The 19915-nt window shown below is 71.6% G+C and carries 19 protein-coding genes and 1 tRNA gene; 17 read left to right on the forward strand and 3 right to left on the reverse strand.

What is annotated here, in order from left to right; genetic code table 11:
- Positions 1 to 239: 239 nt before the first annotated feature.
- From ACZ3ZE_RS28915 to ACZ3ZE_RS28935, 5 genes are all read left to right on the forward strand, one after another.
- Positions 240 to 719, forward strand: a complete 480-nt coding sequence (locus ACZ3ZE_RS28915) for a hypothetical protein (RefSeq protein WP_467261377.1) — start codon at positions 240 to 242, stop codon at positions 717 to 719.
- A 144-nt stretch (positions 720 to 863) separates the two neighbouring features.
- Positions 864 to 1547: an FMN-dependent NADH-azoreductase gene (locus tag ACZ3ZE_RS28920; RefSeq protein WP_361178903.1), complete on the forward strand. Its 684-nt coding sequence runs from the start codon at positions 864 to 866 to the stop codon at positions 1545 to 1547.
- Between the two features lie 55 nt (positions 1548 to 1602).
- The gene (locus ACZ3ZE_RS28925; protein ID WP_361178905.1) at positions 1603 to 2970 is read left to right on the forward strand and encodes a class II 3-deoxy-7-phosphoheptulonate synthase; all 1368 of its coding nucleotides are present in this window, start codon (positions 1603 to 1605) and stop codon (positions 2968 to 2970) included.
- A gap of 35 nt (positions 2971 to 3005) precedes the next feature.
- Positions 3006 to 3359: a chorismate mutase gene (locus tag ACZ3ZE_RS28930; RefSeq protein WP_361178907.1), complete on the forward strand. Its 354-nt coding sequence runs from the start codon at positions 3006 to 3008 to the stop codon at positions 3357 to 3359.
- 198 nt (positions 3360 to 3557) lie between these two features.
- Positions 3558 to 5015 (forward strand): multicopper oxidase domain-containing protein, encoded by a 1458-nt coding sequence (locus ACZ3ZE_RS28935; protein WP_361178909.1) that lies wholly within the window; start codon positions 3558 to 3560, stop codon positions 5013 to 5015.
- A 90-nt stretch (positions 5016 to 5105) separates the two neighbouring features.
- On the opposite strand, the gene ACZ3ZE_RS28940 is transcribed toward ACZ3ZE_RS28935, so the two are convergent.
- The gene (locus ACZ3ZE_RS28940; protein WP_361178911.1) at positions 5106 to 5471 is read right to left on the reverse strand and encodes a winged helix-turn-helix transcriptional regulator; all 366 of its coding nucleotides are present in this window, start codon (positions 5469 to 5471) and stop codon (positions 5106 to 5108) included.
- 129 nt (positions 5472 to 5600) lie between these two features.
- Between ACZ3ZE_RS28940 and ACZ3ZE_RS28945 the strand changes: the two genes are divergently transcribed.
- The 6 genes from ACZ3ZE_RS28945 to ACZ3ZE_RS28970 all read left to right on the forward strand — a co-directional run bounded on the left by ACZ3ZE_RS28945 (position 5601) and on the right by ACZ3ZE_RS28970 (position 11394).
- Positions 5601 to 6068, forward strand: coding sequence for a luciferase domain-containing protein (locus ACZ3ZE_RS28945; RefSeq protein WP_361178914.1), 468 nt, complete (start codon positions 5601 to 5603; stop codon positions 6066 to 6068).
- Between the two features lie 70 nt (positions 6069 to 6138).
- Positions 6139 to 7068 carry an NADP-dependent oxidoreductase gene (locus ACZ3ZE_RS28950; protein ID WP_363292506.1) on the forward strand — a complete coding sequence of 310 codons (930 nt, stop codon included), beginning with the start codon at positions 6139 to 6141 and terminating at the stop codon, positions 7066 to 7068.
- Between the two features lie 146 nt (positions 7069 to 7214).
- Positions 7215 to 8255, forward strand: coding sequence for a methyltransferase (locus tag ACZ3ZE_RS28955; protein WP_467261379.1), 1041 nt, complete (start codon positions 7215 to 7217; stop codon positions 8253 to 8255).
- Positions 8256 to 8342: 87 nt separating this feature from the next.
- On the forward strand, positions 8343 to 8693 hold the full coding sequence (locus ACZ3ZE_RS28960; protein WP_361178920.1) for a DoxX family protein: 351 nt from the start codon (positions 8343 to 8345) through the stop codon (positions 8691 to 8693).
- Positions 8694 to 8717: 24 nt separating this feature from the next.
- Complete coding sequence (locus ACZ3ZE_RS28965) at positions 8718 to 9365, forward strand: mycothiol-dependent nitroreductase Rv2466c family protein (protein WP_467261381.1); 648 nt, start codon at positions 8718 to 8720, stop codon at positions 9363 to 9365.
- A gap of 418 nt (positions 9366 to 9783) precedes the next feature.
- Positions 9784 to 11394, forward strand: coding sequence for a M4 family metallopeptidase (locus tag ACZ3ZE_RS28970; protein ID WP_467261383.1), 1611 nt, complete (start codon positions 9784 to 9786; stop codon positions 11392 to 11394).
- A gap of 59 nt (positions 11395 to 11453) precedes the next feature.
- On the opposite strand, the gene ACZ3ZE_RS28975 is transcribed toward ACZ3ZE_RS28970, so the two are convergent.
- Complete coding sequence (locus ACZ3ZE_RS28975; RefSeq protein WP_361623938.1) at positions 11454 to 12479, reverse strand: DUF5954 family protein; 1026 nt, start codon at positions 12477 to 12479, stop codon at positions 11454 to 11456.
- Between the two features lie 298 nt (positions 12480 to 12777).
- Positions 12778 to 12849 (reverse strand) — tRNA-Arg (locus tag ACZ3ZE_RS28980).
- A 158-nt stretch (positions 12850 to 13007) separates the two neighbouring features.
- Between ACZ3ZE_RS28980 and ACZ3ZE_RS28985 the strand changes: the two genes are divergently transcribed.
- From ACZ3ZE_RS28985 to thrB, 6 genes are all read left to right on the forward strand, one after another.
- Positions 13008 to 13472 carry a response regulator gene (locus tag ACZ3ZE_RS28985; protein WP_361623935.1) on the forward strand — a complete coding sequence of 155 codons (465 nt, stop codon included), beginning with the start codon at positions 13008 to 13010 and terminating at the stop codon, positions 13470 to 13472.
- 108 nt (positions 13473 to 13580) lie between these two features.
- Positions 13581 to 14642: an ArgS-related anticodon-binding protein NrtL gene (nrtL, locus tag ACZ3ZE_RS28990; protein WP_467261385.1), complete on the forward strand. Its 1062-nt coding sequence runs from the start codon at positions 13581 to 13583 to the stop codon at positions 14640 to 14642.
- Positions 14643 to 14656: 14 nt separating this feature from the next.
- Positions 14657 to 16048: a diaminopimelate decarboxylase gene (lysA, locus tag ACZ3ZE_RS28995; protein WP_361175608.1), complete on the forward strand. Its 1392-nt coding sequence runs from the start codon at positions 14657 to 14659 to the stop codon at positions 16046 to 16048.
- A gap of 137 nt (positions 16049 to 16185) precedes the next feature.
- On the forward strand, positions 16186 to 17478 hold the full coding sequence (locus tag ACZ3ZE_RS29000) for a homoserine dehydrogenase (RefSeq protein ID WP_361175605.1): 1293 nt from the start codon (positions 16186 to 16188) through the stop codon (positions 17476 to 17478).
- 6 nt (positions 17479 to 17484) lie between these two features.
- On the forward strand, positions 17485 to 18555 hold the full coding sequence (gene thrC, locus ACZ3ZE_RS29005) for a threonine synthase (RefSeq protein WP_086828866.1): 1071 nt from the start codon (positions 17485 to 17487) through the stop codon (positions 18553 to 18555).
- Positions 18556 to 18907: 352 nt separating this feature from the next.
- Positions 18908 to 19825 (forward strand): homoserine kinase, encoded by a 918-nt coding sequence (gene thrB / locus ACZ3ZE_RS29010; RefSeq protein ID WP_361175600.1) that lies wholly within the window; start codon positions 18908 to 18910, stop codon positions 19823 to 19825.
- Positions 19826 to 19915: the final 90 nt, after the last annotated feature.

A 19915-nucleotide genomic window follows, 5' to 3' on the forward strand; every position in this document is an offset into this window, starting at 1 on the left:
ACCCGCACGCCCCCCCCCTGGGGGCGGGGGGGGGGGGGGCTCCCGGGGGGGGCGCGGGGGCGGCCCCCCCCCCCCCCCCGCCCCCCGCCGCCCGGGGGGGGGGGGGGGCCCCGGCCGGCGGGGCGGCGGCCATCGCCGCCCCGCCGGCCGCCGAGCGCTACGGCCTGCGGGTCCTGGCCGCCGGCCTCGGCCGCCGCGGCGGAGCGGTCACCCGCTTCGTCGCGGTCTCCGAGGCCTGGTTGCCGCCCGCCCGCACCACCCGCGACCGCACGTCCCTGGTCGTCACCACCGAGGACGGCGGCCCTGCCCGGCTCGCCGCCATCCTCGCCCTCTTCACCGACCGCGCCATCGAAGTGAGCCGCGTCCACGCCTGGCCCACCGGCGAACGCCTCGGCAGCTACCGCTACTTCGTCGACGTGGACGGCCATGTGGAGAACCCGGCGGTGAGGGGAGCACTGTCCGCCCTCCCCGCCGCCGGAGCCACCGCCCGCTTCCTCGGCAGCTACCCGAGATGGCCGGCCACCCCGCCCCGCCCCGCCCCTGCCCCCGCCGTCGTGGGCAGCCGTTCCACCCCCACCCCCGCCCCCGCCGTCGTGGGCAGTCGTTCCGCTGGGCTGGGGGTCCCCCCGGACGAAGTCCGGGGGAGGGTGGGCACAACGGAACGGCGCCTGGGCGGGCGCCTCCGCTCCGACCACCCCGCCCCGAGTACCCGCACCTAGGGGCCGCCCCGAGCACCCGCACCTAGGGCCGGCCCCAAACACCCGCACCCAGGGGCGTCGCGGACCACGCCGGGCCCGTCACCGCCGCCGGGCCCGTCACCGCCGCCGGGCCCGGCGGAACCCCCGTCCCAGGAGAGGTCCCCCATGCCGCCCACCCTGCTCCACATCGACACCAGTGCCCGCCTGGGCTCCACCACCCGCCGTGTCACCGCCGAGTTCGCCGCCTCCTGGCGCGCCGCCAACGAGGGCGGCACCCACCTCTACCGCGACCTGGCCGCCGCCCCCGTGCCGCACGTCGACGGCGACCAGATCGCCGTGACGCAGCGCATCGAGGCGTCCGGGGTCCGCGACCTGGACGAGGCGCGGAACGCGGCCCGTACGGTCGGCGAGAAGGAGAGCTGGGCCGGCACCTGGGAGCTGGTCGACGAGCTGCTGGCCGCCGACACGATCGTCCTGGGGCTGCCGATGCACAACTTCTCGCTGCCCTCCACGTTCAAGGCCTGGCTGGACCGGGTCGTGATCCCGCCGCTCGTCGTCGACCCGGAGACCGGCACCGGCCCGCTGGCCGGCAAGCACGTCGTGGTGGTCACGGCCCGTGGCGGCGCGTACGGCCCGGGCACGCCCCGGCAGGCCTACGACTTCCAGGAGCCCTATCTGAGGGCCGCCTTCGGCATGGTCGCCCTCGCCGACGACCTGGTCTTCCTGCACGCCGAGCTGACGAAGTCCGGGCACGTGGCCCGGCTGGCCGGCTTCCAGCGGCTGGCGGCCGAGTCGCTGAAGGAGGCGCTGGAGGGCGCCCGCAAGCATGCCCGGCGCGTGCACCTCTGACGTACGGAACGTCTCTGTCCTCCCCACCTTTTCTTCCTCTCCGAGAGGTTTCGCCATGGAGACCCTGAAGCCCGAGACCCCTGAATTCGAACTGGTGAACACATGGGCCGGCCTCCCCGCCGCCCAGCAGCCCGAGTACCCCGACCCGGCCGCCCTCCACCGCGTCACCCGCGAGCTCGCCACCGCCCCGCCGCTGGTCTTCTCCGGCGAGTGCGACCGCCTCAAGGACCGGCTGGCCGCCGTGGCGCGCGGGGAGGCCCTGCTCCTCCAGGGCGGCGACTGCGCGGAGACCTTCGACCGGGTCTCCGCCGAGACGGTGCACAGCAAGCTCAACACCCTGATGCAGATGTCCGCGGTCCTCACGTACGCGGCCGCGATGCCCGTCGTGAAGGTCGGCCGGATCGCCGGGCAGTACGCCAAGCCCCGCTCGCAGCCCACCGAGACCCGGGACGGTCTCACCCTCCCCACCTACCGCGGCGACGCCGTCAACGGCCTCCCCTTCACCTCCGAGGCCCGTGTCCCCGACCCGGAGCGCCTGCTTCGGATGTACCAGGCCTCCTCCAACACCCTCAATCTCGTACGGGCTTTCACGGCCGGCGGCTACGCGGCGCTCAGCCAGGTGCACGAGTGGAACCGCGACTTCATCGCGGGTTCGCCGCTGCGCGAGCAGTACGAGGCCATCGCCAACGGCATCGACCGCGCGCTGAAGTTCATGCACGCCACCGGCGCCAGCCCGCGCGCCTTCGACGACTCCGAGTTCTACGTCTCCCACGAGGGCCTGCTGCTCGACTACGAGGCCCCGCTGACCCGCCACGATCCCGACACCGGCCGGGTCTACGCCACCTCCGGGCACATGCTCTGGATCGGCGAGCGCACCCGTGACCTGGACGGCGCCCACGTCGAGTACTTCTCCCGCGTCGCCAACCCCATCGGCGTGAAGCTGGGCCCCGGCACCACCCCGGACACGGCGCTGCGGCTCATCGACCGGCTCGACCCCGACCGGGAGCCCGGCCGGCTGACCTTCGTCGTACGGCTCGGCGTCGGCAAGGTGCACGAGGTGCTGCCCGAGCTCGTCGAGAAGGTCACCGCCTCCGGCGCCCGGGTGGCCTGGGTCTGCGACCCGATGCACGGCAACACGGTGGGGGCCCCCTCCGGCCACAAGACCCGGCACTTCGACGACATCCTCGGCGAGGTCCGCGCCTTCTTCGAGGTCCACGGCGCCCTCGGCACCCACGCGGGCGGCATCCACGTCGAGCTCACCGGCGACGACGTCACGGAGTGCGTCGGCGGCGGCCACGACCTCGGCTTCCCCGACCTCTTCGCCCGGTACGAGTCGGCCTGCGACCCGCGTCTCAACCGCAGCCAGTCGCTCGACCTGGCCTTCCTGGTCGCGGAGTTCCTGCACGCCGAGGAGGGCGTGTGACGGCGCCCGCCCGGCTGGAGGCCGAGGAAGGCCGCATGACCACCGCCCGTGCCGAGCTCGGCCAGCTCCGCGACAGCATCGACAACATCGACGCCGCCGTGGTGCACCTGCTCGCCGAGCGTTTCACCCACACCCGCCGGGTCGGCGAGCTGAAGGCCCGGCACGGCCTGCCGCCCGCCGACCCCGGGCGCGAGGCCCGGCAGATCGCCCGGCTGCGGAGCATCGCGGAGTCGGCCCGGCTGGATCCGGAGTTCGCCGAGAAGTTTCTCAGCTTCATCGTGGCGGAGGTGATCCGGCACCACGAGTCGATCGCCCGATCCGCTACGGAACATCGAATTCCGGCCGCGCGTGACGGGGGTGTTCCCGCGCCCGTCCTAGCGGAATATTGACATTCGCTTGGCGAAAACCGACAGAGCATGTGCACGACCTGCGAAAGTGCGCACAGCCCTGAATCCCCGTCCGTTGATCGAGGTTTCCGGCCCACCGGAGAATCAAGGCCATGATCCGGCCCGATTCTCCGTGGCCGGACTCTCTCGTTCACGACGGACACCCGGCGTCTTCTTTCCGGGATCACCATGGGGGATTTCGTGATCAGTCGCAGAAACATGCTCAAGGCGGGCGTCGCCACCGGTGCGGTCGGCGCCGCCGGCCTGCTGGTCCCGGCGACGGGGGGCTCCGCCGAGGCGGCCGACCTCGACCCGGCGGGCATCCCCAAGTTCACCCAGCCCATGCCCCTGGCGCCGACGCTCGCCCCGTACTCCTCCACGGGCACCGCGGACTACTACGCGATGACGATGAAGGAGGCGGATGTCGAGATCATCCCCGGCCGCCTCACCCGGGTCCGCACCTTCAACGGCAGCTTCCCGGGCCCCGTCATCCGCGCCAAGTCGGGCGTGCGGGCCGTGGTGCAGCAGACCAACACCCTGTCCGTGCCCACCTCGGTGCACCTGCACGGCGCGCACGTGCCGCCGGACAGCGACGGCGGCCCGATGGACCTCCTCGCGCCGGGCGGCGGCACCAAGACGTACACGTACCCGAACCAGCAGCCGCACGCGAACCTCTGGTTCCACGACCACGCGCACCACCAGGAGTCCGAGAACGTCTTCATGGGCCTCAGCGGCACGTACCTGCTCACCGACGACGTCGAGCAGGGCAACATACTGCCGAAGGGCGCGTACGACATACCGATCCAGCTGCGCGACGCCCGCTTCGACGACAAGGGCCAACTCGTCTACGCCATGGACGACTTCCTCAACCGGAACGTCATCCTCGCCAACGGCAAGGCCTGGCCGTACTTCGAGGTCGCCCGCAAGCTGTACCGCTTCCGCATCTTCAACACCGCGAACATGCGGTACTTCAAGCTCAGCCTGACAGGCAACGCGCCCTTCACGCTGATCGGCACCGACGGCGGACTGCTGCCCAAGCCGCAGGAGGTCACCAGCGTGACCCTCTCCCCGGGCGAGCGCGCCGACATCATGATCGACTTCTATGAGTACCCGATCGGCACCACGCTGGAGCTCAAGAACGCGCCCGACGCGATGCCCGGCGGCCCCGCCGACTCGATCACCAAGGTGATCCAGTTCCGCGTCACCGGCACGGGCAAGGAGTTCGGCACCATCCCGTACGAGCTGCGCACCCTGCCGGCCCTCCCGCCGGCCACGGTGAACCGTTCCATCACGCTCAGCATGGACGAGAACGGCATGGCCTCGGACATGGGCTACATCAACGGCCTCGTCTACGACATGGACCGGATCGACACCCAGATCACCTACGGCACCACGGAGATCTGGACCGTCACCAACGCCAACACGATCATCCCGCACAACTTCCACATCCACCTGGTGCAGTTCAGGGTGCTGGAGCGCAACGGGGTGCCGGTGACCTCGGGTCCGGAGGTCGGGCTCAAGGACACGGTGAACCTGAACCCGGGGGAGACGGTCAAACTCCAGGCCACGTTCACCGGTTACCGGGGCACGTACCTGTACCACTGCCACATCTTCGACCACGCGGCGATGGGCATGATGGCCACGATGAAGATCGTCTGACGGGGACGGGCGCGGGAACGGGCGCCGGACGAGCGCGGGAACGAGAGATACGCGTACGGGGCGGCTGCGGTCGCCCCGTACGCGTATGGGTCACTCGGAGTCGAAGGTGCGTCGCGACATGCTGATGTACTCGCGATGCCGCTCGGACCACTTGATGAGGGAGCCCACCTCCGTGGACAGGGTGTGCCCGACCGGCGTCAGCTCGTAGTCGACCCGCGGTGGCGTGCTGGGCGTGACGGTCCTGATCACCAGGCCGTCGCGCTCCAGGCTGCGCAGGGTGAGCGTCAGCATGCGCTGGGAGATGCCGTCGATCGAGCGGCGGAGCTCCGAATAGCGCCGGGGCCCGTCCCCCAGGATCGCCATGATCAGAACGCTCCACTTGTCGCCGACCCGGTCGAGCACATCACGCAGCTGACAGATGGCCAGACCCTCGCTGACCTGGTCAGGAACATTCATGTGCGTAGCGATCTTTGAAGTGCCGTCTTCTGCCACCCCTGCAGCATCGCCCAGAATTCTCGTGGAAACAAGAAGTAACCAGCGCACCTTTTGTGCGCGCCTTTGCCGCGCCCCGCACCGGAGGAAACCATGGCCGTCGACCTGAGCGTTCTGCCCCCGCGTAAGGGACCCCGTCCCGAGACGACCGGCCGGGAGATCCCGCACGATCAGCTGGAGGACTTCTCCCCGCCGGCGATCCGTGACGCCCTGGTGGCGCGCGCCCAGCAGCTTCCGGGCGTCTTCACCAGCCCCAGCCTGGTCTCCGAGCCCGGCTCGATGGCCCTGCGGCTGAAGCGCAGCAACCGGCCCTTCGAGGCCTTCCTGCACCCGTCGGTCGACGAGTTCGGGCACATCCACCGGTCCGGGTTCATGCACCTCGCGGTGCCGGTCGAGGCCCTGCCGGCGCTCACCGAGCTCGGCTGGATCGAGCCGCACCCCATCACCCGGCGCGCGGAGTTCCCGGACAGCATCGTGATGCTCTACGCGCCCCGCGACGAGGACGAGCTGGAGGTCGCGGCGGTCGTGCTGCAGGCCTCGTACGAGCAGGCCGTGGCCTGAGCGCCCGCACCACCCCCTTCCACTCACTGATCCACCGTTCTTCCGTTCACCGGGAAAGAGGAAACACCCCATGCGTGCAGTGACCATCGAGGAATTCGGCGCCGCCCCCACCGTCAACGAGGTGGCCAAGCCGGTCCCCGGCCCCGGCGAGATCCTGGTCAAGGTCAGCCACTCCTCCCTCAACGGTTTCGACGGCGCCGTGATCTACGGCTTCCTCAAGGACGTCCTTGAGCACAAGTTCCCGGTGACCCTCGGCAAGGACTTCGCGGGCACGGTCGAGGCCGTCGGCGAGGGCGTCGGCCGCACCGCCGGCCAGCGGGTCTTCGGCGTCGTGATGAAGCCGGTCGTCCAGGACGGCGCTCTCGCCGAGTACGTGGTGGTGGGCGAGGGCTACGGCATCGCCGCCGCCCCCGAGGGCCTGGACTCCGCCCACGCCGGCGCGCTCGGCCTGGCCGGCTCGGCCGCCGTCGGCGTGATCGACGCGCTCGCCCCGCAGCAGGGCGAGACGGTGCTGATCATCGGCGCGACCGGCGGCGTCGGCGCGTACGCGGTGCAGCTCGCGGCCAAGACCGGCGCGACCGTCATCGCCACCGCCAAGCCGGGCGCGGAGACCGAGTTCGTCAAGGGCCTCGGCGCCACCCACGTCGTCGACCACACCGGCGACCTGGCCGCCCAGATCCGCGCGCTCTCCCCGGGCGGTGTGCACGCCGCGGCCCACCTGGCCGGCGACCCGGGTGCCGCCGCCGCGCTGGTCGCCGCGGGCGGCCGGCTCGCCTCGACCCTGGGCTTCGGCCCCGAGGCCGCCACCGAGCTCGACATCACCGTCACCTCAGTGATGGCCAACCCCGACCCGGCCACCCTGGAGCGCCTCGCCGACGCCGTCGTCTCCGGCGCCCTGACGGTGCCGATCGCCGAGACGTACGGCCTGGACACGGTCGGCCAGGGCTTCGCCGCCTTCGGCGCGGGCACGGTCGGCAAGATCGGCGTCTCCGTCGCCTGACACCCGCACCACCTGCGTACGGGGTGGCCGGGGCCCACGGGCCTCGGCCACCCCGGCACGGCCGCACGCCGCACAGCACGCCCCAGAGCAACGCTTGCCTCCTCGCCCGTACGACGTCACGCAGTCAGAGCCCCGGAGACTTCCCCATGGACGCACCCACCAGCGCCGCCGCCGAGCAGCGCCAGCCCGACTTCGGCCGGATGTTCGAGATGGTCACCAGCTTCTGGGTGGCCCGCGCCGTGCACGCCGGCACCGTGCTCGGCCTGCCCGACCACGTCGCCGAGCGGCCCCGGACCTCCACCGAGCTCGCCACCCTGACCGGCACCGACCCGCGCTCCCTGCACCGGCTGCTGCGCGCGCTCGCCGGCGTCGGCGTGCTGAGCGTCGACGAGCAGGGCCGGTACGCGACGACGGCCCTCGGCGACACGCTGCGCACCGACCTCCCCGGCTCGCTCGCCTCCTTCGTCCAGCTGGAGCTCGGCGCCGCGCACCACGGCACCTGGGGCCTGCTGGCCGACTCGGTACGCACCGGGGAGCCCGTCTTCGCGGCCGCGTCCGGCCACCCGATCTGGGAGTACTTCGAGCGCACTCCGGAGATGGCCGACCACCTCGGCAAGGCCATGACCGGGCTGACCGCGATGGTCGCCGACGCCGTCCTGGAGGTCTTCGACTTCTCCTCGTACGCGAAGATCGTCGACGTCGGCGGCGGCGAGGGCGGCTTCCTGAGCGCGATCCTCCGAGCCCACCCCGAGGCGTCGGGCATCGTGTTCGACCTGCCCCACGTGGTCGCCAACGGCCGGACGCGGATCGCCGAAGCGGGCCTCGCGGACCGCTGTGAACTGGTCGGCGGCAGCTTCTTCGAGAAGGTCCCCGAGGGCGGCGACCTCTACACGATGAAGTGGGTCCTGCACGACTGGAACGACGAGTCCAGCATCGAGATCCTCAAGTCCGTACGGCGCGTGATGCCGGACGGCGGACGGCTCCTGGTGGTGGACACGGTCGTCCCGGAGGACGGCGGCTTCTCGCCGAGCAAGATCATCGACCTCAACATGATGGTCCTCAGCGGCGGCCAGGAGCGCACGGCGGAGGAGTTCCGCGCCCTCCTCGACACGGCGGGCTTCACGCTCACGCGCATCCTGCCGACGGCGTCGCCGAGCAGCGTGATCGAGGCGATCCCGACGCGCTGAGCGCGGCGCGCACGGGCCCCGCACCTCCCTCCCTCCCTGCCCCCTTCCCCACCCCTATCCCCAACCCCACCCGCTCAAGGAGCAACCGTGTTCATCGCATACGTCGTCCTGGCGATCCTGGTCTCGCTGGTCCTGCTCGGATCGGCGCGCGGCAAGCTGGTGCGTGACGAGAAGATCGTCGCCGGCATGCAGAAGGTCAACGTGCCGGACAGCTGGCTGCCCCGCCTCGCCACGCTGGAGATCCTGGGCGCGATCGGCCTGATCGCGGGCATCTGGTTCCGTCCCCTGGGTATCGCCGCCGGCGTGGGCGTGGTCCTCTACTTCCTCGGGGCGATCGTCACCCACATCCGCGCGAAGGACGGCAAGGGCGCCCCGGTGCCCGCGGTCCTCGCGCTGCTCGCGGCCGCGCCGGTCGTCCTCGGCATCGCCGCCAACTGACCCGTCACCGCAAGGAGGAGTCCCATGACCGCCGCCACCGAGAACCCGACCCCGGTCGACTTCTGGTTCGACCCGCTGTGCCCCTGGACCTGGCTCACCTCGCGCTGGCTGGTGGAGGTGGAGCGCCAGGGCCTCGTCGAGATCCGTTGGAATGTCATGAGCCTGGCGATTCTCAACCAGGACCGGATCGACCAGATCCCGGAGCAGTTCCGGGAGTTGCTGGGCCCGAAGGGCTGGCGCCCGGTGCGCGCGCTGGTAGCGGTCAAGGACAAGTTCGGCAACGAGGCGGCCGGCCGCCTCTTCGCGGAGCTGGGCGAGCGCTTCCACCCCGGCGGCCAGGGCCCCGAACTCGACGTGATCCGCGAGGCGCTGGAGGCGGCGGGCCTGCCGGCCGCCGAGCTCATCGCGTACGCGGAGAACGACACGTACGACGGTGAGGTGCGCACCTCGCACGAGGCGAGCCAGGCGGCGGTGGGCGAGGAGGCCGGCAGCCCGGTCCTCGCGGTGCCGGGACCGGAGGGGGAGCCGCTGGGCTTCTTCGGCCCGATCCTGTCGCGGGTGCCGCGGGGCGAGGCGGCGGCACGGCTGTGGCAGGCGACGCGACTGGCGGCGTCGGTGCCGGGCTTCGCGGAGTTGAAGCGGGCGAGGGTGTCGGGCCCGGTCTTCGACTGACGGGGACCGGGCCGGGCCCGGGCCGGAACGGAACGGAACGGACTGGAACGGATCGGAACGGATCGGATCGGAACGGATCGGACCGGAACGGCGGAGAGGGAGCGGCGAAGCACTTCGCCGCTCCCTCTCTGTTGCCTCCCCGCCACCTCTCCGCCCCCTCCCCGCACTCCCTCCAACCCCGTCCCCCCCTCCCACCCCCCCTCCCACCCCCCACCTCGACCCCACCCCGCCCCCACTCCACCCCTACACCACCCTCAGGGCGGTCAGCTCCCCGCATAACGGACGGAGTTGGCCGCCCTTCGGACAACTGATGGTCAAATCCTTGTTGCGGACCTGTCATTAACGCTCGTTCGCTGGCACGCTCGCTGCTCGCACCACCCCCCACAATCCCCCCACGCTTCACAGCGAAGGAGCCCGCGTGACCCGCCAGCAGTCCTCGCACCGCCGTACCACCGTCCGCGCCGCCGCCCTGCTCGCCTCGGCCGCCATGGTCGTCGTCGGAGTCCAGTCCGGATCCGCCAGCGCCGATGCCCAGCGCGAAGCCGGCGCGACCGCCCTCGCCCTCAGCAAGACGCAGCGCGCCGCCGCCATCCAGGACGCCCAGGCCGGCGCCGCCGGCACTGCCGAGTCCATCGGCCTCTCCGCCCAGGAGAAGCTGGTCGCCCGTGACGTCGTCAAGGACGCGGACGGCACCGTCCACACCCGCTACGAGCGCACGTACGAGGGCATCCCGGTCCTCGGCGGCGACCTCGTCGTGCACCAGAAGAAGAACGGCGCGCGCTCGACCACCAAGGCGACCCAGGCCCGGATAGCCGTGGCGGACACGGCCCCGGCGCTCTCGGCGGCGGTCGTCGGCAAGTCGGCCGTGGCGTCCTCGGGCGCGCGGTCCGCTGCGGCCTCCTCGGCCCGCAAGGTGATCTGGGCGGCGACCGGCAAGCCGGTCCTGGCGTGGGAGACCGTGGTCACGGGCACCCAGGCCGACGGCACGCCGAGCCGCCGTCACGTCATCACCGACGCGACCAGCGGCAAGGAGCTGTACGCGTACGAGGCCATCGAGACGGGCATCGGCAACACCGAGTACAGCGGCCAGGTGACGCTGGGCACCTCGGGCTCGTACACGCTGACCGACGCGGGTCGCGGCGGCCACAAGACGTACGACCTGAAGGGCGGCACGTCCGGCACGGGCACGCTGTTCACCAACTCGACGGACACGTGGGGCAACGGCCTGGCGAGCAACCGCGAGACCGCGGCGGCGGACGCGCACTACGGTGCGGCGGTCACCTGGGACTTCTACAAGAACGAGCTGGGCCGCAGCGGCATCCGCGGCGACGGCGTCGCGGCGTACTCGCGCGTGCACTACGGCAACGCGTACGTCAACGCGTTCTGGGACGACGCGTGCTTCTGCATGACGTACGGCGACGGCACGAACAACTCGGCGCCGCTGACCTCCCTGGACGTGGCGGGCCACGAGATGTCCCACGGCCTGACCGCCTCGACGGCGAACCTGCGCTACAGCGGTGAGTCCGGCGGCCTGAACGAGGCGACGTCCGACATCTTCGGCACGTCGGTCGAGTTCTACGCGGCGAACTCCACGGACGTCGGCGACTACCTCATCGGCGAGAAGATCGACATCAACGGTAACGGCACCCCGCTGCGCTACATGGACAAGCCGAGCAAGGACGGCAGCTCCGCCGACTACTGGTCGAAGACCGTCGGCCGCCTGAACGTGCACTACTCGTCGGGCCCGGCGAACCACTTCTTCTACCTGCTGTCCGAGGGCAGCGGCACGAAGACGGTCAACGGCGTGACCTACAACTCCCCGACCTACGACAACTCGACCCTCGCGGGCATCGGCCGCCAGAAGGCCTACAAGATCTGGTACAAGGCCCTGACCACCTACATGACCTCCTCCACGGGCTACTCGGGCGCCCGCACCGCCACGCTCTCCGCGGCGACCGACCTGTACGGCGCCGGCAGCGCCGAGTACAACGCGGTGGCGGCGGCGTGGAAGGCGATCAACGTCAAGTAACGCACCGGGACACGAAAAGGGCCGCGCGGCAGCTGAACTGCCGCGCGGCCCTTCCCGTTTCACTCGCCGTGATGAACCTCTCCGGTCATGGCGTCCATGGAGGGATGCATCTTCATGGGCCCGTAGTCGTCGATGTCCGAGGGCCGGGGCTTCTCGGGCCCGTCCGGGCCGAAGCGGACGATGCGCTCGACGCGACAGATCCGGAACAGGCGGTCGTCGACCATGAGTTCGTCGGCCCGGTCGGCGGCACGGTACTTCTCGGCGATCCGGGCATACCGCTCGCGCTTGGCCTCGTCGAACCGGTAGAGCAGCGGCCAGATCCGGGTGAGCGCGGAGTAGAGGAAGCGCCGGGCGTCGTGCGGGGTGGCCAGGAGGGAGCCCTCGGGCCGCCAGGTGTCACCGGTCTGCTCGACGACGCCGAAGGTGACGGGCATCAGGGCGATCTCGGGATGGCGTACGACGGCCCGGCGGGAGTCCTCGCGTACGGCGGCGGGGTAGCGCTTCCCGGAGTACTCGAAGCTGCGCAGGCCGAGCCGCAGGGCCTCGGACATGAGCCCGCGCTCCCTGAACGGGTCGAGCACGAAGTCGACATCGGGCGAGCCGGCCGAGCCCCGGTCGTCCCAGGTGCGCTCGATCGGCTCCACGTCGGTGGGCCGGGGCGGCTCGAGACCGTCGGGCCCGCTCCGGGCGAGCTCGTCCCCCCGGACGATCCGGTACCGCTCGTCGAGCACCTCCACCTCGTCGACGGCCTCCCGCTCCAGCACGGCCACCGCGGCGAGCAACTCCCGCCGCACCCGCGGGTCGTCGGTGTCGTCCTTGGCCCGGAACCAGAGCTTGGAGTTCAGGCTGTCCCGCGAGACCTGCGGCATCCCGTCCTGCAAGGGCGTCACCATCCGCCACTCCCCACCCCCCTCCTCGCCCTTCCGCTGCACGGCCACCCCGAACAGGGCACCCCGCACAGCGAGAGACGGAAACCGCAGCGAGGCCTGCACGGCATCGGCCTCGCTCACCCAGGCGACGGGATCCCCACTGACGACGAGATCCCGCTTCATGCGCTCCAGCCGTAGCTTCCAGTCATCGCTCATGCGCGCATTGTTGCGCCGAGGGAGGGGGCCCTGGCCAGACTTCCAAAAGAACGACCCGCGCAGTTGGGTTGCCCAGGGGGCGCACACCCCACCCCCCTCCCACACCCACCACGACAACACGCCCACCCCGAGCAGGCATGAAGCCGGCACACAGGAGGTCGGGACACCGGAAGCCGGCCCACAGGACGTTGGTGCGGCGGAAGCCGGCACACCGGACGTCGGGGCGCCGCACATACAACAAGACCCCGTCCTCAGTGTGTTCACTGAAGGCGGGGCCTGTTCGGCACTTCTCGCGAAGTGCCCCCGGCAGGATTCGAACCTGCGCACACGGCTCCGGAGGCCGTTGCTCTATCCCCTGAGCTACGGGGGCGTCCGCCGCGTTCGGCGGCGACGGGTAGAACCCTACCAGCTCGTGAGGCGTGCCTGTGAACAGGTATTTCCGCCGCGTCACCAGGGGGTGTTCCCTCGCGTGGGTCGGAAGTGGGCAAAAGCCGGACGTGGCCCTTCCCGTAGACCTACTCTCGACGTGTGTCAGGCGTGTCCGGGCGGGTGCTCGTTGTCGATGACAACCGGGTGATCCGCCAGCTGATCAGGGTCAATCTCGAACTCGAGGGGTTCGAGGTGGTGACCGCGGCCGATGGTGCCGAGTGTCTGGATGTCGTGCATCGGGTCTGTCCTGATGTCGTCACCCTCGATGTCGTCATGCCCCGGCTGGACGGGTTGAAGACCGCCGCCCGCCTGCGGTCCGATCCGCGGACCAGTCATCTCCCCGTGGCGATCATCAGTGCCGGCACCGAATACGAGAGGGAGGGCGGCGCCTCCGGCGTCGACGCCTTCCTCGCCAAGCCCTTCGAGCCGTCCGAGCTCGTGCGGGTCGTGCGTCAGCTCATGCACCGGGAGCGGCGCGGGCAGCACGGTGACGGTGGCGGACAGGAGCAGGAGGGCGGCGAGGAGCCGCCCGCAGCGTGGAGAGCGCGCGGCTGGGTGCGCTAGGGCCGGGGGCGGGCGCTCACGTGCGGAAACGTCGGGTCGGCCGCCTTCACCGCCCACATGCCGAAACCGGTTCGCGTTCCCACCCCCCTCCTCCCCTAGGCTGGTCCCGTGACCCCCGCGGACCTCTCCCTCACCGTGCTGCACGCCGTGCGCCGTGCGGTCGACGAGGGTGCGCTGCGGGTCGACGTGCCCCCGCGCGTCAAGGTGGAGCGGCCCCGGCCGGGCGGTGTCGGCGACTACGCCAGCAGCATCGCCCTCAGCCTCGCGCGGCCCTCCGGGCGACAGCCCCTCGACGTCGCCGGGATCCTCAAGGAGCGGTTGCACGGCAGCCCCGGGATCCGCGCCGTCGACATCACCGGGCCCGGGTTCCTCAACTTCACCCTCGACGTCGGACAGGGCGCGCGGCTCGTCCGGGAGGTGGGGGAGGCCGGGCTGCGGTTCGGGTATTCCGACGCGCTCGCGGGGAGTGTCGTGCGGCTCGCCGATGCCGGCGAGGACCGTGCCCGGCTCGTGAGCGAGACCGTCGTCCGGTTGCTCCGTTCCCAGGGGGCCGAGGCGGAGGTCGGTGGCGGTGGTGCGTGCGAGCGGATTCATGTCGTTCCCGCACCCTTCGAGCCCGACCTCCTCGGTTCCGACGCCGCCCGCTGGGCGCTTCTCCGGCCCGCGCCCCACGATCACGCCCTCCCCGGCGGCCCCCTCCTCGTCCAGCACGAGCGCAACGCCCTCTTCCGCGTGCGGTACGCCCACTCCCGGGCCCGGGCTCTGATCCGTAACGGCGCACAGCTCGGGATCCGGGCCGCCGGGTACGAGGTCGAGTCGGATGCCCTCGCTGGTGGCCGCGTCGACGGCCGCCCCCACGCCCCCGCCGACGGCTGCCACATCGACGGCCGCCCTGGTGCCCACCCCCACGCCCCCGCCCTCGTCGCCCTCCTCGTCGATCACCCCGCCGTGCTCCTCGCCGCCGCCCGTCACCGCGCGCCCGACCGGCTCGCTCGGCATCTCGAAGGTGTCGCCGACGTGCTCCTCGGGTTCCAGCACTCCGTGCTGCCTCTCGGTGACGAGAAACCCTCGGCCGCCCATCGTTCCCGGCTCGCGCTCGCCGAAGCCGCCGGGACGGTGCTCGCCGGTGGCCTCTCCCTGCTCGGCATCAGCGCACCCGACCAGATCTGAAAGAGCCAGTCGCCATGAGCCGTTCCGCACACCCCGCCGGGCCCCGTCACGCCGATGTCCTTCCCGAGGGGCACTACTCCGCTCCGCCCGCCGATCTCAACCAGCTCGACCCCAAGGTCTGGGCGCGGACCGTCGGGCGGGACGAGCGGGGGGTCGTGACCGTGGGCGGGATCGGAGTCGACGCGCTCCAGCGGGAGTTCGGCACGCCCGCGTACTTCCTCGACGAGGACGACTTCCGGGCGCGCTGCCGGGCCTGGGCCGACGCCTTCGGCAAGGACGCCGACGTGTTCTACGCAGGCAAGGCGTTCCTGTCGCGGGCCGTCGTGCGGTGGCTCAAGGAGGAGGGGCTGAACCTGGACGTGTGCTCCGGGGGCGAGCTCAGCACCGCGCTCTCGGCCGGGATGCCCGCCGAGCGGATCGCCTTCCACGGGAACAACAAGAGCGAGGGCGAGATCCGGCGGGCCGTCGAGGCCGGGGTCGGGCGGATCGTGCTCGACTCGTTCCAGGAGATCGTCCGGGTCGCGCACATCGCGCAGGCGCTCGGCAAGCGGCAGCGGGTGCTGATCCGGGTGACGGTGGGCGTCGAGGCGCACACGCACGAGTTCATCGCCACCGCCCACGAGGACCAGAAGTTCGGCATCGCCCTCGCGGGCGGCCAGGCCGCGGAGGCCGTGCGGCGCGCGCTGTCGCTCGACGGGCTCGAGCTCATCGGCATCCACTCGCACATCGGCTCGCAGATCTTCGACATGGCCGGCTTCGAGGTGTCCGCGCGGCGGGTCGTGCGGCTGCTCGCCGAGGTGCGGGACGAGCACGGGGTCGAGCTGCCCGAGATCGACCTCGGGGGCGGCCTCGGCATCGCGTACACCTCCGACGACGACCCCCGCGAGCCGCACGACATCGCCAAGGCGCTCTCCGAGATCGTGACGCGCGAGTGCGAGTCCGCCGGGCTCGCCACGCCGCGGATCTCCGTCGAGCCGGGGCGCGCCATCGTCGGGCCCACCGCCTTCACCCTGTACGAGGTGGGGACGGTCAAGCCGCTGGAGGGGCTGCGCACGTACGTCTCCGTCGACGGCGGCATGTCGGACAACATCCGCACCGCGCTGTACGACGCCGAGTACAGCGTCGCCCTCGTCTCGCGGACGAGCGACGCCGAGCCCCTGCTCGTGCGCGTCGTCGGCAAGCACTGCGAGAGCGGCGACATCGTCGTACGCGACGCCTTCCTGCCCGCCGACGTGGCGCCCGGCGACCTGCTCGCCGTACCGGCCACCGGGGCGTACTGCCGCTCCATGGCGAGCAACTACAACCACGCGCTGCGCCCGCCCGTCGTCGCGGTGCGGGACGGCGAGGCGCGGGTCATCGTGCGGCGCGAGACGGAGGAAGATCTCCTGCGTCTCGACGTCGGGTGATGAAATAGTCAGGTGATGGAATCGATGTCTCAGGATGCGGACCAAGGGCGGAATCGCCCGTCCGGTGAGTGAGACTGGTTCCCACCGTAGGAAACCGTAGAGATACGAAGACCAAGAAGTACGAGAAACGAGGTCGGATGATGCGTACGCGTCCGCTGAAGGTGGCGCTGCTGGGCTGTGGAGTGGTCGGCTCAGAGGTGGCGCGCATCATGACGACGCACGCCGACGACCTCGCCGCGCGCATCGGCGCTCCGGTCGAGCTCGCCGGCGTGGCCGTCCGCCGGCCCGACAAGGTGCGCGGCGGCGTGCCCGCCGAGCTGATCACCACCGACGCCACCGCCCTGGTCAAACGCGGGGACATCGACGTCGTCGTCGAGGTCATCGGCGGGATCGAGCCGGCCCGCACCCTCATCACCACCGCCTTCGAGCACGGCGCCTCCGTCGTCTCCGCCAACAAGGCGCTGCTCGCCCAGGACGGCGCGGCCCTCTACGCGGCCGCGCAGGAGCACGGCGAGGACCTCTACTACGAGGCCGCCGTCGCCGGCGCCATCCCGCTGATCCGTCCGCTGCGCGAGTCGCTGGCCGGCGACAAGATCAACCGCGTGATGGGCATCGTCAACGGGACGACCAACTTCATCCTCGACAAGATGGACACCTCCGGGGCGGGCTACTCCGAGGCCCTGGACGAGGCCACCGCGCTCGGGTACGCCGAGGCCGACCCGACCGCCGACGTCGAGGGCTTCGACGCCGCCGCCAAGGCCGCCATCCTCGCCGGGATCGCCTTCCACACCCGCGTGCGCCTCGACGACGTCTACCGCGAGGGCATGACCGAGGTGACCGCCGCGGACTTCGCCTCGGCGAAGCAGATGGGCTGCACCATCAAGCTGCTCGCCATCTGCGAGCGGGCCGCCGACGGCGAGTCCGTCACCGCCCGCGTGCACCCCGCGATGATCCCGCTCAGCCACCCGCTCGCCTCCGTCCGCGAGGCGTACAACGCCGTCTTCGTCGAGGCGGACGCCGCCGGGCAGCTCATGTTCTACGGCCCCGGGGCCGGCGGCTCGCCGACCGCGTCGGCCGTCCTCGGCGACCTGGTCGCCGTGTGCCGCAACAAGCTCAACGGGGCCAACGGCCCCGGCGAGTCCGCGTACACCCAGCTGCCCGTGAGCCCCATGGGCGACGTGGTGACGCGCTACCACATCAGTCTCGACGTGGCCGACAAGCCGGGCGTCCTCGCCCAGGTCGCGACGGTCTTCGCCGAGCACGGCGTGTCGATCGACACCGTCCGCCAGACGGGCAAGGACGGCGAGGCCTCCCTCGTCGTCGTCACCCACCGCGCGCCCGACGCCGCCCTTTCCGGGACCGTCGAGGCGCTGCGCAAGCTGGACACCGTACGTGGTGTCGCCAGCATCATGCGTGTTGAAGGGGAGTAAGGACCCATGACCACCAAGGGCACCCACCAGTGGCGCGGCATCATCGAGGAGTACCGGGACCGTCTTCCGGTCACGGACACGACGCCGGTCGTCACGCTCCGTGAGGGCGGCACGCCGCTCGTCCCCGCTCAGGTGCTCTCCGAGCGCACGGGCTGCGAGGTGCACCTCAAGGTCGAGGGCGCCAACCCCACCGGCTCCTTCAAGGACCGGGGCATGACCATGGCCATCAGCAAGGCCAAGGAGGAGGGCGCGCAGGCGGTCATCTGCGCGTCCACCGGCAACACCTCCGCCTCCGCCGCCGCCTACGCGGTGCGCGCCGGCATGGTGTCGGCGGTGCTCGTCCCGCAGGGCAAGATCGCGCTCGGCAAGATGGGCCAGGCGCTCGTGCACGGCGCCAAGATCCTCCAGGTCGACGGCAACTTCGACGACTGCCTCACGCTGGCCCGCAGCCTCTCCGAGAACTACCCGGTGGCGCTGGTCAATTCGGTGAACCCGGTCCGTATCGAGGGCCAGAAGACCGCCGCCTTCGAGATCGTGGACATGCTGGGCGACGCCCCCGACATCCACGTGCTGCCCGTGGGCAACGCCGGCAACATCACGGCGTACTGGAAGGGGTACCGCGAGTACGCGGCGGACGGCCTGGCCACCCACCGGCCGCGCATGTGGGGCTTCCAGGCCTCCGGCTCCGCGCCGCTCGTGCGCGGCGAGGTCGTCAAGGACCCGTCGACCATCGCCACCGCGATCCGCATCGGCAACCCGGCCTCCTGGGACTACGCGATCGCCGCGCGCGACGAGTCGGGCGGCTTCATCGACGAGGTGACGGACCGTGAGATCCTGCAGGCCTACCGCCTGTTGGCCGCGCAGGAGGGCGTCTTCGTCGAGCCCGCCTCGGCCGCCTCGGTGGCCGGTCTGCTGAAGGCCGCGGCGCAGGGCAAGGTCGACCCGGGCCAGCGGATCGTCTGCACCGTCACCGGCAACGGCCTCAAGGACCCCGACTGGGCCGTCGCGGGCGCTCCGCAGCCCGTCACCGTCCCGGTCGACGCCGCGGCCGCCGCCGAGCGGCTCGGCCTGGCCTGACCCCAGGTGCCGTACGGTTCCTGATCGGGGTCACACCCGATCAGGAACCGACAGAGGCGCACAGGTTGGCGCGCGACACGCATCGTGCGCCTCCTGTGCGCCCTATGTCGCCACAGAACCTTCCTTCGATAGGCTGTACCGAACCCGCCCCGTTGCATATGCGCGGTGCTGTTGCCGTTGTCGCCTCCGAGGCACGAGCGGCCCCCGGGTTCTCCGTACCTCCGCAGTCATCCCCATAGCCCTCACGCAGTCCCCACGCAGTCACGCATCACCACGCAGAGCCGCAGTCACCACGCGGCGCCGCGGTTCTTCCCCCGCACAGTCCCCGCAAGTCAAGGAGAGTCAACGAGCGATGGCCGGTCCCGCGTTCCGCGCCGCCGCCGTACGGGTGCGCGTCCCCGCTTCCAGCGCCAATCTGGGCCCGGGCTTCGACGCCTTCGGCCTGTCGCTGGGGCTCTACGACGACGTGGTCGTCCGGGTCGCCGACTCCGGGCTGCACGTCGACATAGCCGGTGAAGGTGCCGACACCCTTCCCCGCGACGAGAGCCACCTGCTCGTACGCTCGATGCGCACCGCCTTCGACCTGCTCGGCGGGCAGCCGCGCGGCCTTGAGGTCGTCTGCGCCAACCGCATCCCGCACGGCCGCGGCCTCGGCTCCTCCTCCGCCGCCATCTGTGCCGGCATCGTCGCCGCCCGCGCCGTGACCATAGGCGGTGACGCCCGCCTCGACGAGGCCGCGCTGCTCGAACTGGCCACCGAGATCGAGGGACACCCCGACAACGTCGCGGCCTGCCTGCTCGGCGGCTTCACGCTCGCCTGGACCGAGGGCGGGGCCGCCCGGGCGATCAGGATGGAACCCTCGGATTCCATCGTTCCGGTGGTTTTCGTCCCCGGCAAGCCCGTGCTCACCGAGACCGCCCGCGGCCTGCTCCCGCGCACCGTCCCGCACGTGGACGCCGCCGCCAACGCCGGGCGCGCCGCCCTCCTCGTCGAGGCCCTGACCCGCCGCCCCGAGCTGCTGCTCGCGGCCACCGAGGACCGGCTGCACCAGGAGTACCGGGCCCCCGCGATGCCCGAGAGCATCGCCCTTGTGAACCGGCTGCGGGCGGACGGTGTGCCCGCGGTCATCTCCGGCGCGGGCCCCACGGTCCTCGCGCTGGCGGACCACGCCACGGCCGACAAGGTCGCGCTGCTCGCGGGGGAGGGATGGGCCGCGAACCGGCTCGATCTCGACGCGCCCGGAGCAAGCGTCCTGCCGCTCGCGCCCTGACGGGCAGCCCGTGCGGCTCCTGAGCCGGGGCCGCACGGACACCTGATTGCCGGTGACGGAGAGGGGGAATGTTTGTTGGAGCCGGTAGTG

The organism is Streptomyces sp. NPDC023157, assembly GCF_055560575.1.